The 14,789-nt window shown below is 39.4% G+C and carries 11 protein-coding genes; 10 read left to right on the forward strand and 1 reads right to left on the reverse strand.

All coding sequences use genetic code 11. The features are described from left to right. Positions 1–3: 3 nt before the first annotated feature. The 8 genes from SST111_RS01950 to glgP all read left to right on the forward strand — a co-directional run bounded on the left by SST111_RS01950 (position 4) and on the right by glgP (position 10,687). Positions 4–444: a UPF0158 family protein gene (locus SST111_RS01950; RefSeq protein ID WP_099809829.1), complete on the forward strand. Its 441-nt coding sequence runs from the start codon at positions 4–6 to the stop codon at positions 442–444. Between the two features lie 60 nt (positions 445–504). Then, positions 505–1,224 (forward strand): MerR family transcriptional regulator, encoded by a 720-nt coding sequence (locus SST111_RS01955; RefSeq protein ID WP_099809830.1) that lies wholly within the window; start codon positions 505–507, stop codon positions 1,222–1,224. Between the two features lie 157 nt (positions 1,225–1,381). Next, positions 1,382–2,608, forward strand: coding sequence for a peptidoglycan bridge formation glycyltransferase FemA/FemB family protein (locus SST111_RS01960; protein WP_099809831.1), 1,227 nt, complete (start codon positions 1,382–1,384; stop codon positions 2,606–2,608). Continuing rightward, positions 2,608–3,780, forward strand: coding sequence for a peptidoglycan bridge formation glycyltransferase FemA/FemB family protein (locus SST111_RS01965; RefSeq protein WP_099809832.1), 1,173 nt, complete (start codon positions 2,608–2,610; stop codon positions 3,778–3,780). The genes SST111_RS01960 and SST111_RS01965 overlap by 1 nt, the downstream gene beginning before the upstream one ends. Before the next feature lie 29 nt (positions 3,781–3,809). Further along, the gene (locus SST111_RS01970) at positions 3,810–4,220 is read left to right on the forward strand and encodes a peptide deformylase (protein WP_099809833.1); all 411 of its coding nucleotides are present in this window, start codon (positions 3,810–3,812) and stop codon (positions 4,218–4,220) included. A gap of 418 nt (positions 4,221–4,638) precedes the next feature. Next, positions 4,639–6,738, forward strand: coding sequence for an ATP-dependent Clp protease ATP-binding subunit (locus tag SST111_RS01975; RefSeq protein ID WP_099809834.1), 2,100 nt, complete (start codon positions 4,639–4,641; stop codon positions 6,736–6,738). 183 nt (positions 6,739–6,921) lie between these two features. Further along, positions 6,922–8,430 carry a 4-alpha-glucanotransferase gene (gene malQ, locus SST111_RS01980; RefSeq protein WP_011922661.1) on the forward strand — a complete coding sequence of 503 codons (1,509 nt, stop codon included), beginning with the start codon at positions 6,922–6,924 and terminating at the stop codon, positions 8,428–8,430. Next, a complete protein-coding gene (gene glgP / locus SST111_RS01985) occupies positions 8,423–10,687 on the forward strand; it encodes a glycogen/starch/alpha-glucan family phosphorylase (RefSeq protein WP_099809835.1) in 2,265 nt (754 codons plus the stop codon). Before malQ ends, glgP begins: the two co-directional genes overlap by 8 nt. 75 nt (positions 10,688–10,762) lie before the next feature. On the opposite strand, the gene SST111_RS01990 is transcribed toward glgP, so the two are convergent. Next, on the reverse strand, positions 10,763–11,635 hold the full coding sequence (locus SST111_RS01990) for a LysR family transcriptional regulator (RefSeq protein WP_099809836.1): 873 nt from the start codon (positions 11,633–11,635) through the stop codon (positions 10,763–10,765). A 115-nt stretch (positions 11,636–11,750) separates the two neighbouring features. On the opposite strand from SST111_RS01990, the gene SST111_RS01995 reads away from it, so the two are divergent. Then, complete coding sequence (locus SST111_RS01995; RefSeq protein WP_099809837.1) at positions 11,751–13,643, forward strand: NAD(P)/FAD-dependent oxidoreductase; 1,893 nt, start codon at positions 11,751–11,753, stop codon at positions 13,641–13,643. An 18-nt stretch (positions 13,644–13,661) separates the two neighbouring features. Beyond that, a complete protein-coding gene (locus SST111_RS02000; protein WP_099809838.1) occupies positions 13,662–14,651 on the forward strand; it encodes a polyprenyl synthetase family protein in 990 nt (329 codons plus the stop codon). The last annotated feature ends 138 nt before the right edge of the window (positions 14,652–14,789 follow it).

The raw sequence follows: 14,789 nt of genomic DNA on the forward strand, positions 1-14,789 counted from the left end.
GATATGGCAGTTTGGTTTCAAGATGTGGTTGATTCGTTGCAGATGATTAGTCAAGGTGATAGGTACTATTATGATAGCTATTTAGATGAATTAGTCTATCTGTCTGTTGAGGAAACGGGGCTTGAATCCTGTGAAGGTTTAGAAGAAGAGATTGAGGAGGATGTGACGGGAAGGTTCGTACGGCTGCCGACTTATTATGACTTCAACCCTTACACATTTATGGAACTCTATATTTCTGATTTGACTGATGGAGACTTGTCTGGCCGTCTATCTCGAGCTATTCGAGGGCGCGGTGCTTTTAGACGTTTTAAGAATGAGTTAGAGAGATGTGACCGCTTGGAAGAATGGTATGTTTTTGAGGCACAATGCTACAAAGAGCTTGTACTGGAATGGTGCCAGGAAAATAAGATTGCTATTGTGGAAAACCGGCTGAAAAAAATGTAATATTTCCCTTGACTCTCACCTTACGTTATCCTTTATACTGGTCATAGAGAGGAGGTTTCCATGAAAACAGTGAAGGAAATGAGTCAGCTTTCAGGTATCAGTGTGCGCACACTTCATTATTACGATGAAATAAATTTGTTGACACCTAGTTTTATTGCGGAAAACGGATATCGTTATTATGATAATGAAGCGTTTGAAAAGTTGCAAGAAATCTTACTTTTTCGTGAATTGGAATTTCCTCTCAAAGAAATTAAAAAAATTGTAGGGAATGTAGCTTATGACAGAGAGTCAGCTTTGAAAGACCAGATTAGATTACTGGAGTTGAAAAAGAAACACTTGGAAAAAGTCATAAAGCATGCCAAGTCTTTACAGCAGAAGGGAGAAAATTACATGAATTTTGAAGTGTTTGATAAGTCAGATTTGTTGGCTTTCCAGGAGGAAGCTAAAGAAAGATGGGGCAATACCGCAGCTTTTCAGGAATTTTCTGCTAAGACGAATCAGGAAGGGTTTGCTCAGATAAGTGCAGAAATGTCTGGTATTATGATGGAATTTGGAAAAATGAAGAATTTATCAGCTGATGATTCCAAAGTTCAGAAACAGGTAGAGGTTCTTAAAGCTTATATTAGTGAGAATTTTTATAATTGTACCAATGAAATTCTAGCAAGTCTAGGACAAATGTATATTGCAGATAACCGGTTTACTCAATTTATTGATCAAGTGGGAGGAGAAGGTACAGCAACCTTTGTCAGCCAAGCGATTGCGATTTATTGTGGAAAATAAATAAGAAAAGTCTAGTGAAAACTAGGCTTTTTTTTACTGAAAACAGGACAAAATACTTGACAAAATCGCTTGCTATACTAGTATAGCAGGGCTTGACACTACGGGCAAGCCCTTCCTAATTAGCGTTAAAAGTAATTATGAACAAGGGGAATAATTAATGTTTTACACTTATAAAATAGGTATTTCTGCTGAGGAACATGATTCATTTGTAAAGCAATCACCACAGGCTAACCTGTTGCAGAGTAGTCAGTGGGCAACCGTAAAAAGTGAGTGGCGAAATGAGAGACTAGGCTTTTTTAAAGATGGACAATTAGTGGCAGTTGCTTCTCTTCTTATCAGAAGGTTGGTAGTACCATTTGGTTTTACGATGATTTATATACCAAGAGGTCCTGTAATGAATTATGAAGATGCTGAATTAGTATCATTTGTATTTAAGTCCATAAAAGAATTTGCCCTCCGAGAACGCAGTGTTGTTATAAAATTCGATCCATTTATTCGACTATCTAGTAAAACTATAACAGGAGATAGGGAAGAAGAATTAAATGTACTTGCCGTCAAAGATAGGATTGTTGATTTGGGAGGTATTTGGTCTGGTCGAGTGCAGACCATGTCGGCTACAATCCAACCTACTTGTCATGCAGTATTATATAGCGAATCCTTCTCAGAGGAATCACTAAATAAACGAGTTCGACAAAATATTCGGTCGGCGCGTAATAAAGGTATTGAGATTCGAATTGGTCGTGAGGAATTGTTAAGAGATTTTTCAGAGCTATTAAAAAAGACTGAGGAGCGCAAATCTATTCGCTTGCGGGGGAGAGAGTATTATCAAAAAATATTGAATGCCTATCCAGAAAATTCTTATATTGTAGTTGCCTATTTGGATTTAGCAGAGAGATATGAACAGTTATCTTATCTTGAAGAAAAATTAGTAAAAGAAGCCATGACCTTCACATCCACTACAAGACAATCGAAGATTGAAAATTATAAAAAGGAAATCCGAAGAATAAATACAGAATTAGAAATGATAAATTCTCTGACTCGTAACGGGAGTAAGCTAGTTCCATTGGCTGGTACTTTGACAATAAATTTTGCAGGAACATCTGAAAATATCTATGCTGGTATGGATGAAAAGTTTAAACATTATCAGCCTGCTTTACTAACATGGGTGGAGACAGCAAAGTATGCTTTCGATCGAGGTGTGAAATGGCAAAATTTAGGAGGAATAGAGCCAACTTTAGACGGAGGTCTTTATCACTTTAAATCACATTTGAATCCAGTAGTAGAAGAGTATATTGGGGAATTCGACCTGATTGTTTCGCCAATATTATATAAGATTTTTCAAGTTTTACTGGAAATTAGAAGAAAATTAAGGAAGAAAAAATAATGACTTTTTGTCAAATAACTAAAGAAGAATTTTTAAAGCATTGTCAACAAGTAAATGAAAAATCATTTTTTCAATCCATTGAAATGGCTGGATTACTATCCAAGCGAGGATACGATGTTCGCTATGTTGGTTTTAAAAATTCACAATTAGAGATCGTTATTTCTACTTTGCTTTTCTGTAAGAAGATGGCTGGTGGTTTGTATATGGAATTGAATTCTGGACCGCTGGTTACCGATCATGCTTATTTAGAGGAATTTTATCAATCTTTAAAAAACTATGCGAAGCGTGAAGGCGTACTTGAATTGGTGGTCAAGCCTTCCCAAGCCTATCAACTCTTTGATAGTGTAGGGAGTCCAATTAGTGAAGCAGATACTCAACTAATTGAGAAGCTGGTGCAAGTTGGATTTAAACATGATGGCTTACAAACAGGTTATCCAAATGGAGAGCCTGTTTGGCATTATGTGAAGGATTTGCAAGGGTATTCAACAACGTCGTTATTGCAATCCTACAATAAAAATAGTAAACGAAACATAAAAAATTCAGAAAGTTACGGTATCAGGATTCGTAGTATCAATCATAAGGAGCTTTCAGCTTTCAAAAAAATAATTGAGGAAACTGGAGCTAGACAAGGCTTTGAAGATAGAGATAGTGGTTACTATAACAGTCTTTTTGAAAGCTTTGGTACACAGGCAGATTTTTTAGTTGCAGAACTTGACCCGAAAGCCAGTCTAAAGCAAATTGAAAAGGAAATAGAAACAAGTGATAGAAATTCAAAACAGTATGCACAGCAGGTACAGAAATTGTTAAAAAAACAGGAGGTGGTTCAAAATATTTTAAATCAAACTCAGACAGCTCCTATTTTTTTGGCATGTGCACTGATAATTTATGATGTGAACGAGGCAACTTATCTTTTTGGTGGCTCATATCCAGAGTTTCAAAGTCTATCTGCACCTTTCTTACTTCAATATGAGGCGATGCAACGTGCAATAAAACGAAATCTTAAGCGTTATAATTTCCTTGGTATTCAAGGGATATTCGACAACTCAGATGGTGTTCTTCGATTTAAACAGAACTTTAATGGTTATATTTTGAGAAAAGCTGGTACTTTTCGTTACTATCCTCATCCGATAAAGCATAAAATAATTCAAATTATCAAAAAAATAGTAAAATAATACTATATACTTTATCGAAAGAGGTTCCCATGATTCAACCCATTATGAAAGACATTTTCTTCCTGCAGCAGCAGTCTGATCCTGCGACTCAGCTAGATGTGCAGGTCGGTCAGGATTTGCAGGATACTTTGTCAGCCCACGCTCACGCCTGCGTGGGCATGGCGGCCAACATGATTGGCATCAAAAAGCGGATTATCATCGTCAACATGGGTTTTACCAACCTAGTCATGTACAATCCCGTCCTAATCAGCAAGGCCAAGCCCTATCAGACCGAGGAGGGTTGCCTGTCGCTCGAAGGTACCCGCCTAACGATGCGCTATCAGGAGATTGAAGTGGAGTTTTTTGATGCTTCATGGAAAAAGCAGAGCCTAAAGCTGACAGATTTCCAAGCCCAGATTGTTCAGCATGAACTAGATCATTTGGAAGGGATTATCATCTAGTAGCTGCCAAATCTACCGTCAGGTAGATTTTTTTATCAAAAAGTCAAAAAAGGTCAAACAAAACCATTGACTTTTACTGACCAATGGTGTAGAATAAGATTCGTAAGGTAAATAGGCCTTACAAATTCTTTGAACAAAAGGTCAGTTTAGGTCAAACGAGAACGGTTTGACTGACTTATTGACTAAATGGTCAGTAAAAGACAAACTTCTAAGGAGGTTGGGATGAAAGACAGGATTATACCCTATTAGCGTCATTTAGTTTATCTTTTATTACTGCGTTAACTCGCTTTGCCGTACTTCAGTACTGCCTTCAGCTCGTTGCCTAGTACTAAAAGCAAACTAAAAGACTATATCAATTTTTTTAAAACAAAGGTCAGTAAAAGTCAAAAGCAAATAAAACTTAAACGAGGTAAAAACTATGAACAACAATTTCAATAACTTTAACAATATGGACGATATTTTCAATCAACTCATGGGCAACATGGGTGGCTACAGTACAGAACGTCGCCGTTATTCTATCAATGGGCGTGAAGTGACACCGGAGGAATTCGCTATGTACCGTCAGACTGGTCGCCTGCCACAGACAGAAGAAGTGGCTCAAACACAGGCTAAAGGTCAGATAAAGTCAGACGGGATTCTGGCAAAACTTGGTCGCAATTTGACCCAAGATGCGCGTGAAGGTAAGTTGGATCCAGTCATTGGACGAAATAAGGAAATCCAAGAAACCTCTGAAATCCTAGCTCGCCGTACGAAAAATAATCCTGTTTTGGTCGGTGATGCTGGTGTTGGTAAAACTGCGGTAGTAGAAGGATTGGCTCAAGCCATTGTCAATGGTGATGTGCCAGCAGCTATTAAGAACAAGGAAATCATCTCCATCGACATTTCAGGCTTGGAGGCAGGGACCCAGTACCGCGGAGCTTTTGAGGAAAATGTGCAAAATCTTGTGGATGAAGTCAAAAAAGCTGGAAATATCATTCTCTTCTTCGATGAAATTCATCAGATTTTGGGAGCTGGTAGCACTGGTGGGGACTCAGGTTCCAAGGGCTTAGCGGATATTCTCAAACCAGCTCTTTCCCGTGGGGAATTGACGGTTATCGGTGCCACTACACAGGACGAATATCGCAATACCATTCACAAGAATGCTGCTCTGGCCCGTCGTTTCAATGAAGTCAAGGTTAATGCTCCGTCCGCAGAAGACACCTACCAGATTTTGAAAGGGATTAAGCCGCTTTACGAAGCTCACCACAATATTGAATTGCCAGATGAGGTCTTGAGAGCTGCGGTTGATTATTCTGTCCAATATATTCCACAACGTAGCTTGCCTGATAAGGCTATTGACCTGGTCGATGTTACCGCTGCTCACTTGGCTGCACAACATCCTGTGACAGATATTCAGACCTTAGAAGCAGAAATGGCTGAGGCAAAACAGTTGCAGTTGGAAGCTGCTGAGAAAGAGGATTATGAAACAGCACTCAATGAAAAAGTCCGCATCGACAAACTCCAAGAACAGATTGACAATCACACGGAGCAACAAAAGGTTGTTGCGACAGTCAACGATGTGGCTCAAGCAGTTGAACGCATGACAGGTATTCCCGTTTCCCAAATGGGAGCTTCTGACATTGAACGACTCAAGGAATTGAAAAATCGTCTGGCAGCTAAGGTTATCGGTCAAGACGATGCGGTGGAAGCTGTATCTCGTGCCATTCGTCGGAATCGTGCAGGTTTTGATGACGGAAATCGTCCGATTGGCTCCTTCCTCTTTGTCGGTCCGACAGGTGTGGGTAAGACAGAGTTGGCAAAACAGTTAGCGCTAGACTTGTTTGGTAACAAGGATGCCATTATTCGTTTGGATATGTCTGAATACAGCGATCGGACAGCCGTTTCCAAATTAATCGGTACTACAGCTGGTTATGTTGGTTATGATGATAACTCCAACACCCTTACTGAGCGTGTCCGCCGCAATCCGTATTCAATTGTCCTCTTGGATGAGATTGAAAAAGCAGATCCACAAGTGATTACCCTCCTTTTGCAAGTGCTAGATGATGGGCATTTGACAGACGGACAGGGCAACCAAGTCAACTTCAAAAATACCCTTGTCATCGCGACTTCAAATGCAGGTTTTGGTTATGGAATGGCAGAGAGTGAAGAAAATCAAGACATCATGGACCGCATCGCACCATTCTTCCGTCCGGAGTTCCTTAACCGTTTCAATGCAGTTATCGAATTCAAACACTTGGGCAAAGAAGACCTCAAGGCTATCGTCGATTTGATGTTGGCTCAAGTCAATAAGACCCTAGCTAAAAAAGGTATTCACTTAGAAGTGACTGAGGCAGCCAAAGAGTTCTTGATGGAAGAAGGTTATGACAAGGCCATGGGAGCTCGTCCATTGCGCCGTGTGATTGAAAATCAGATTCGAGACAAGGTAACAGATTACTATTTGGATCATGTTGAGGTCAAATATCTGGAAGCGGATGTGGTTGATGGAAGCATCCAAATAAAAGAGCAAAGCTTTGCTTAAAAATAGTGAAGAATTTGAAAAATCGGATAGAAATATCTGATTTTTTCTTTTTTGTTATCCGCTAACAAATGCTATAAAATAGGCTTTTTAGAGCATATTAAAACTTTTTTTTATAAAATCCTTGACAAGTGCAAACGTTTGCGTTAAACTATATTCGTAACCGACAGAAAGGAAAACGTTTTTATGACAAATCGTACCAGTGGAATTTTGATGCATATTACCTCACTTCCAGGTAAGTTTGGTATTGGTACTTTTGGACAGTCTGCCTATGATTTTGTAGATTTCTTGGTGGAAACCAAGCAAACCTACTGGCAGATTTTACCACTAACAACTACAAGCTATGGAGATTCTCCTTACCAGTCTTTCTCTGCTATTGCAGGAAATACACACTTGATAGACTTTGACCTCTTGGTTGAAGATGGCTTATTGGCAACAGAAGATTTCCAAGATGTAAATTTTGGAGATAATCCTGAAAAAGTAGACTATGCTCTTATCTATCAAGTTCGCCGACCAATTTTGGAGAAGGCAGTTCAAGCATTTTTACAAGATGATAAGAAGAAAGCTGCTTTTCTAGAGTTTGAAAAGGCTAACTCATCTTGGTTGACAGATTATGCTGAGTTCATGGCTATCAAGGAGTACTTTGGTAATAAAGCTCTCCAAGAATGGGAAGATAAAAAAGTTGTAGCTCGCAACGAGGAAGCTCTTGATAAGTACCGCTTAGAATTGGCAAATCAAATCGACTACTACAAAGTCACACAGTATTTCTTCTTCAGCCAATGGAAACAATTGAAAGAATATGCCAACAAACACCACATCAAAATCATCGGAGACATGCCAATCTATGTTTCTGCTGATAGCGTTGAAGTGTGGACAAAACCCCAACTATTCAAATTGGACAGTGAACGCAAGCCGCTTTATGTAGCAGGTGTACCAGCTGATAACTTCTCGGCAGATGGTCAATTATGGGGAAATCCTATTTACGATTGGCCAGAACATGAAAAAACTGGCTATAACTGGTGGATTTATCGTATCCATGAAAGTTTCAAACTTTATGATGTCCTTCGGATTGACCATTTCAAAGGTTTCTCAGACTTCTGGCAAGTTGATGGTAAGGCAGAAGTAGCTAAGGTTGGAACTTGGGAACCAGGTCCTGGCTACAATCTCTTTAAGGCTGTCAAAGAAACACTTGGAGACCTTCCAATCATTGCAGAAGACCTTGGAAACATTGACGCTAAAGCTCGCAAATTGCTTGCGGATTGTGGCTATCCAGGCATGAAAATCTTAGAATTTGGTTTCTTTGATGTAACAGGTAAGAGTATCGATGCTCCACACCGTTGTATTCCAAATTCAGTTGCCTACACTGGAACTCACGATAATGAGGTTGTCAATGGCTGGTACAACAATCTTGATCCAGAACAACAAGAATACGTGGACGCCTACAGCAACCGTAAGCCGATTGAAAAAGTTAGCCAAGCTATGCTGCGTATGCTGTTTGCAACAGTGAGTGATACAGCTATTGCAACCATGCAAGACGTCCTAGACTTGGGTGAAGAAAGTCGAATGAATATGCCGTCAACTATCGGTGGAAACTGGGAATGGCGCATGAAAGCTGAAGACTTGACCCAAGAACGCAAAGACTTCTTGACAAAAATGACATTACTATACCAACGAGGAAATGAAAACCATGACTAAATTTACAACATTTGTAGAAACAAACACTTCGAAGAAATTAGCTGATTTGACAAATGAAGAAATCTATCTTCAATTGTTAAACTACGTAAAAGAAGCTGCGGCGACAAAACCAAAAAACACAGGAAAACGTAAAGTTTACTATATCTCAGCTGAGTTCCTTATCGGTAAACTCTTGTCAAACAACTTGATTAACTTGGGCGTGTACAAAGACATTCAAGCGGAATTAGCAGCAGCTGGTAAATCATTGGCGCAAGTTGAAGATGTTGAACCAGAACCATCACTTGGTAACGGTGGTTTGGGACGTCTAGCTTCATGTTTCGTTGATTCTATGTCAACACTTGCTATCAACGGTGAAGGTGTTGGTCTGAACTACCACTGTGGTCTTTTCCGCCAAGTATTTAAGAAAAATGAGCAAGAAGCAGAGCCAAACTTCTGGATCGAAAATGATTCTTGGTTGATTCCAACAGATATCAGTTATGACGTGCCATTTAAAAACTTCACGTTGAAATCTAAGTTAGATCGTCTTGATATTCTTGGCTATAAAAAAGAGACTAAGAACTACCTTAACTTGTTTGACATCGAGTCAGTAAACTATGACTTGATTACAGACGGTATTTCATTTGACAAGACTGATATTAAAGAAAACTTGACACTCTTCTTGTACCCAGATGATTCTGATAAGAATGGTGAATTGCTCCGTATCTACCAACAATATTTCATGGTATCAAATGCGGCTCAACTTTTGATTGATGAAGCAATTGAGCGCGGTTCAAACTTGCATGACTTGGCTGATTACGCTTATGTGCAAATCAACGATACTCACCCTTCAATGGTGATTCCTGAGTTGATCCGTCTTTTGACTGAAAAGCATGGTATTGAATTTGCGGAAGCAGTTGCCATCGTTAAGAATATGACTGGTTACACAAACCACACTATCTTGGCGGAAGCACTTGAAAAATGGCCACTTGAGTTCCTTGAAGAAGTGGTGCCGCACTTGGTTGATATTATCAAAGAATTGGATGCCCTTATTCGTGCAGAAATTAAAGACCCAGCAGTCCAAATCATTGATGAATCAGGTCGTGTACACATGGCCCACATGGATATCCACTTCTCTAACTCAGTGAACGGTGTAGCTGCGCTTCACACAGAAATCCTCAAAAACTCTGAATTAAAAGCTTTCTACGAGCTTTACCCAGAAAAATTCAACAATAAAACAAACGGTATCACTTTCCGCCGTTGGTTGGAATTTGCCAACCAAGACCTCGCTGACTACATCAAAGAATTGATTGGCGATGAGTACTTAACAGATGCGACTAAGCTTGAGAAATTGCTTGCCTTTGCTGATGACAAAGAAGTTCATGCTAAGTTGGCGGAAATCAAACACAACAACAAATTGGCTCTCAAACGTTATTTGAAAGACAATAAGGGTATCGAGCTGGATGAAAATTCTATTATTGATACACAAATCAAACGTTTCCACGAGTACAAACGCCAACAAATGAACGCCTTGTATGTCATCCACAAGTATCTTGAAATCAAGAACGGCAATCTGCCAAAACGTAAAATCACTGTTATCTTCGGTGGTAAGGCAGCTCCAGCTTATGTGATTGCCCAAGACATCATTCACTTGATTCTCTGCTTGTCTGAGTTGATCAACAACGATCCAGAAGTCAGCAAGTACCTCAATGTTCACTTGGTAGAAAACTACAACGTAACCGTTGCTGAAAAACTCATCCCTGCAACAGATATTTCTGAGCAAATCTCGCTTGCTTCTAAAGAAGCGTCAGGTACTGGTAACATGAAATTCATGCTCAACGGTGCATTGACACTTGGTACCATGGACGGTGCCAACGTTGAGATTGCTGAGTTGGCTGGTATGGACAACATCTATACATTTGGTAAAGATTCAGATACCATCATCGACTTGTACGATAAGGCTGGATATGTATCTGCTGACTACTACAATGGTGATGCCAATATCAAGCGTGCAGTTGATTTTATCGTCAGCGATGAAATTAAAGCACTTGGTAATGAAGAACGCCTTGGTCGTCTCCACCATGAATTGATCTCGAAAGACTGGTTCATGACCTTGATTGACTTGGCTGAATACATTGAAGTAAAAGAACAAGTCTTTGCAGATTACGAAGATCAAGATTCATGGAACAAGAAAGTTGTTCATAACATTGCTAAAGCTGGATTCTTCTCATCTGACCGTACCATTGAGCAGTACAACCAAGATATCTGGCATTCAAACTAATACTCTCCTAAAACAAAGAATGTTCCTGACCGGGAACATTCTTTTTAGTTATTGGAAAAATGACGATTGAATATTTCAGTTGACTTTATTTTGTTCAAGCAAAATAAAATTTTTAAATTGATTATTAAAGAGTTCAATAGCATCAGAATTCTTCCTAGTCATTAAGTAGGTGAAAGATACAGGAATTGAAATTTCTACAGGTATTCGAGAACAAATTTTAGGATTAAAATTTGTTTTAAGGTATAGAGGAAGGTATGAAATCCCTTGTTCCATTTCAATCAATTTTTCAGTAACCGATATATCTTGTATCGAAACAAATTGGGAATCCGGAACGAGTTCAGAAATTTCTTGTTTTACTTTTGTCCAATAAGTTGGGTGATTATCTGATAATATTTTGTATTTTTGAAATAATTCAACTTCAGTTAAGTGGAGATCGCTTTGGGGATAAAAGAGAGCAATTTTCCCTTCACAAATTTTTTCCGAATGAATTTTCGTAGTATAGGGTTCTTCTCTAGCAATTCCAATATCAAATTGATTACTCTCAATTGCATGTGAAATGTCATTTTGCAGGACTGTGACCGAAATAGTGATTGACGGTTGTTCTTCAAAAAATATTGGAAGAAATTTTGGCAGTAGGTATGTCGCAATATAAGGAGAAGCAGCAATGCGTAGATGTGCTTCAAGTTTTCTATTTTTTAATTGGATTTTTTGAATCCCCTCTTCATAAGTTGTAACTATTTTCTGTGCTATTGGAATAAATTCTCGTCCCATTGAGGTTAAAGACAATTTCCGCCCAATTGTTTCAAATAGCTTTACCTGTAAGTGTTTTTCGAGTTTTTTAATTTGCTGGTGGAGTGTAGGTTCTGTTAGGAATAGTTCTTCACTAGCTCTGTGATAGTTAAGGTGTTTAGATAACACTAAAAAAGTGTAATACCAGTCTAAATTCATTGGGCTCTCTCCTTTGTAAAATAAAAGTTAATGAATGATTCACTTTTTCCGAATTTTAAAAAGTTAGTAATTATTATATCATTAAATCTAGAATAACTAATAAGGAGGAAACATTGTGACGAAAAATATTGTGATTGTCGGTGCTGGTTATGCGGGGATTGCAGCAACTCGATTGCTAGGAAAAACCTTTAAAAAGGATCAAGATGTAACAGTTACCTTGATTGATAAGAACTCTTTCCATACCTATATGACAGAGTTGCATGAAGTTGCGGCTGGGCGTGTAGAAGCCAATGCAATCAAGTATGACCTTCAACGTATCTTCAAAAAATATCCAAAGGTTCAATTGGTAACAGACAAGGTTGTTGAGATTGACTACGATAAGAAACAAGTAGTTGCGGAACACCAAACTCTGGATTTTGATTACCTGCTCCTTGCAATGGGTGGTGAGGCTAATGACTTTGGTGTGAAAGGTGTTAAAGAACACGGTTTTACACTTTGGTCTATCGAAGCAGCAGAACGTTTGCATGACCACATGATTGACGCTTGCTATCGTGCCATGCGTGAGCATGATGAAGCCAAACGTCGCGCTCTTTTAACCTTTACCGTTATCGGTGCTGGTTTCACAGGTATTGAGATGATCGGTGAGTTGATTGACTGGGTACCAATTTTGGCGCGTGAGTTCAAGTTGGATCCAAAAGAATTCTCACTTAAGGTTGTTGAGGCAACGCCAAATATCTTGGCTATGGTTACTGAAAAAGAGCAAGTCAAGGCTCGCAAATACCTTGAGAAAAAAGGTGTTGAATTGGTTCTTGGCGATGGTGTAGCAAGTGTACAAGAAGATAGCTTGACACTTTCATCAGGTCGTCAAATTCCTACCTACACCTCTATTTGGACAGCTGGTGTTCAAGCCAATACAGACGCAAGTGAATTTGGTATTGAAAAAGCACGTGCAGGTCGTTTGGTAGCCAATGAGTTCATGGAAGCGAAAGGCAAGGAAAATGTCTATGTAGCTGGTGATTTGGTTTACTTTGAAGAATCAGAAGGAAAACCAACTCCACAGATTGTACAAGCAGCTGAACAGACAGGCCATACTGCGGCAAGTAATATTATTGCAGCAATCAAGGGTGGCGAAAAACACCGCTACAAAGGCAAATACGATGGCTTCATGGTCTCTATCGGTTCGCGTTATGGTGTCGCCTTCTTGATGGATAAATACCATATGTCTGGTTTTTTGGCCATGGCTGTCAAACACATGGTCAACTTGCTTTATTTCTTTACCATTCGCAGTTTCTTCTATATGGGCTCCTATGTTCGCCATGAATTCTTCGATATTAAGAATAAGCGAAATATCTTTGGAGGTCATACTTCTGGAAAAGGCAATCTTCTGTGGTCTGTGCCAATGCGTGTCCTTTATGGTTCAGTATGGCTCTACGAAGGGATCAAGAAAGCCTTTGGTTTATTTGGAACAACATCATGGTTTGGGGATCAAGTTGTCTTCCCATTCCCTTGGTTAGCTGATCCAGTATCTGGTGCATCTGCTGCTGAGGCGGTTTCAAGTGCCTCACAAGCGGCAACTGCTGCGGCAGAAGCGGCTGAACCAATCTTTGGTTTGAGCTATGCCTATGGTGAAGCACCGATGGCTGTTTTGGATAAAATGCCTGATTGGTTTGCTACTATCATGGAATTTATGATGCCAAACCAAGAAGTAGCACTCTTTATGCAAAAATTTATGACAGTAGCAGAAATCGGTATCGGTCTAGCATTGATTGCTGGTGCCTTTGTATGGATTGTGTCTGCTGCAACCGTTGCTTTGGTAGTTATGTTCAGCCTGTCAGGCATGTTCTACTGGGTAAATATTTGGTTCATCCCAGCAGCTATTTCTCTTATGAATGGTGCGGGTAGAGCCTTCGGTCTAGACTACTGGATTATGCCATGGTTGGGTCGTTTCCTAGACAAGAAGATTTATGGAAAGCCGAAGCATATTTACCGTATCAAGGATAAAAAATAAAGGAAATATAGAAAGTTAGTGGTACATCAAATTTGGAATACCTATCCTGAGATTGAGAAGGGACTTGAAGAGGTAAAATCCATCATCTTATCTGAGATGATGGTCCTGCATCCAGCAGTTACATCGAAGATTGTTGAATATGTAGAGGCACCTGGGAAATACTTGCGTGCCGGCCTCTGTCTGCTCTTTGCACAAATGACGGAAGGAAAGATTAGCCGTTCAAAGCTATATTTTGCTGCCCATTTAGAAGTTCTGCATCTGGCGACTCTTATTCACGATGATGTGATTGATGGCGCGGATAAACGGCGGGGAGTCACGGCGGCTCATCAACAATTTTCGAATCGAATTGCTATCTACACGGGTGATTATCTTCTGGCCTACTCAGGTCGCTTGCTTGGAAAAGGGCTTCGTTTGCTAGAAGTATCACGTGATGATTTGGATTTGGGCAATGATAAGCTGATGGAAACAATTCTTCGAGGGGAACTATCACAGCTAATTAATCAATTTGATGCCAATATGACTATGAAAGCCTATCTCAAGCAAATTCAAGGAAAAACAGCTTTTCTATTTGGACTTGCCTGTCAGTTGGGGAGTTTTGTACCAGGCCAATCTAGGAAAGACAGTAGCATGGCTTTTCGGTCTGGGCAAGCACTTGGCATGGCCTTTCAGCTACGAGATGACTTAATTGACTATCAGCTGGATGTGGCAGAATCAGGAAAACCTAGATTGCAAGATATTCAAAACGGTATCTATACTGCACCGCTACTTTTTGCCATGCGAGAAGACAAGTCTATCCAGCAGCAATTGCAGGTCTATATTCAATCCCCTACGGCAGAAGGGTTGGAAATCCTTACAGATAGGATTTTTGCAACGCATGCTATTGCCAAAACAGAGAAACTGATTGTTAGCTATTTGGAAAAAATGATGAATTTTGTAGATAGAATACCACAGTTATCGACTGCATCTATGCAAAATTTGGTGGTAATAGTTTTTAGTCATTATTTTTAAAAAAATACTAGACAATTTAGTTTATTCGGTATATCATTATAAATATAAAACTATTTACTTTACAAAAGTCTAGTGGTAAAAAGTCAATAGAAAGTTGATTAATTTTTAGATGATTTTCTAGACAAAAGGGTGCACTAA

Origin of the sequence: Streptococcus suis YS161 (assembly GCF_002760245.1) — a bacterium.
GTDB lineage: Bacteria > Bacillota > Bacilli > Lactobacillales > Streptococcaceae > Streptococcus > Streptococcus suis_I.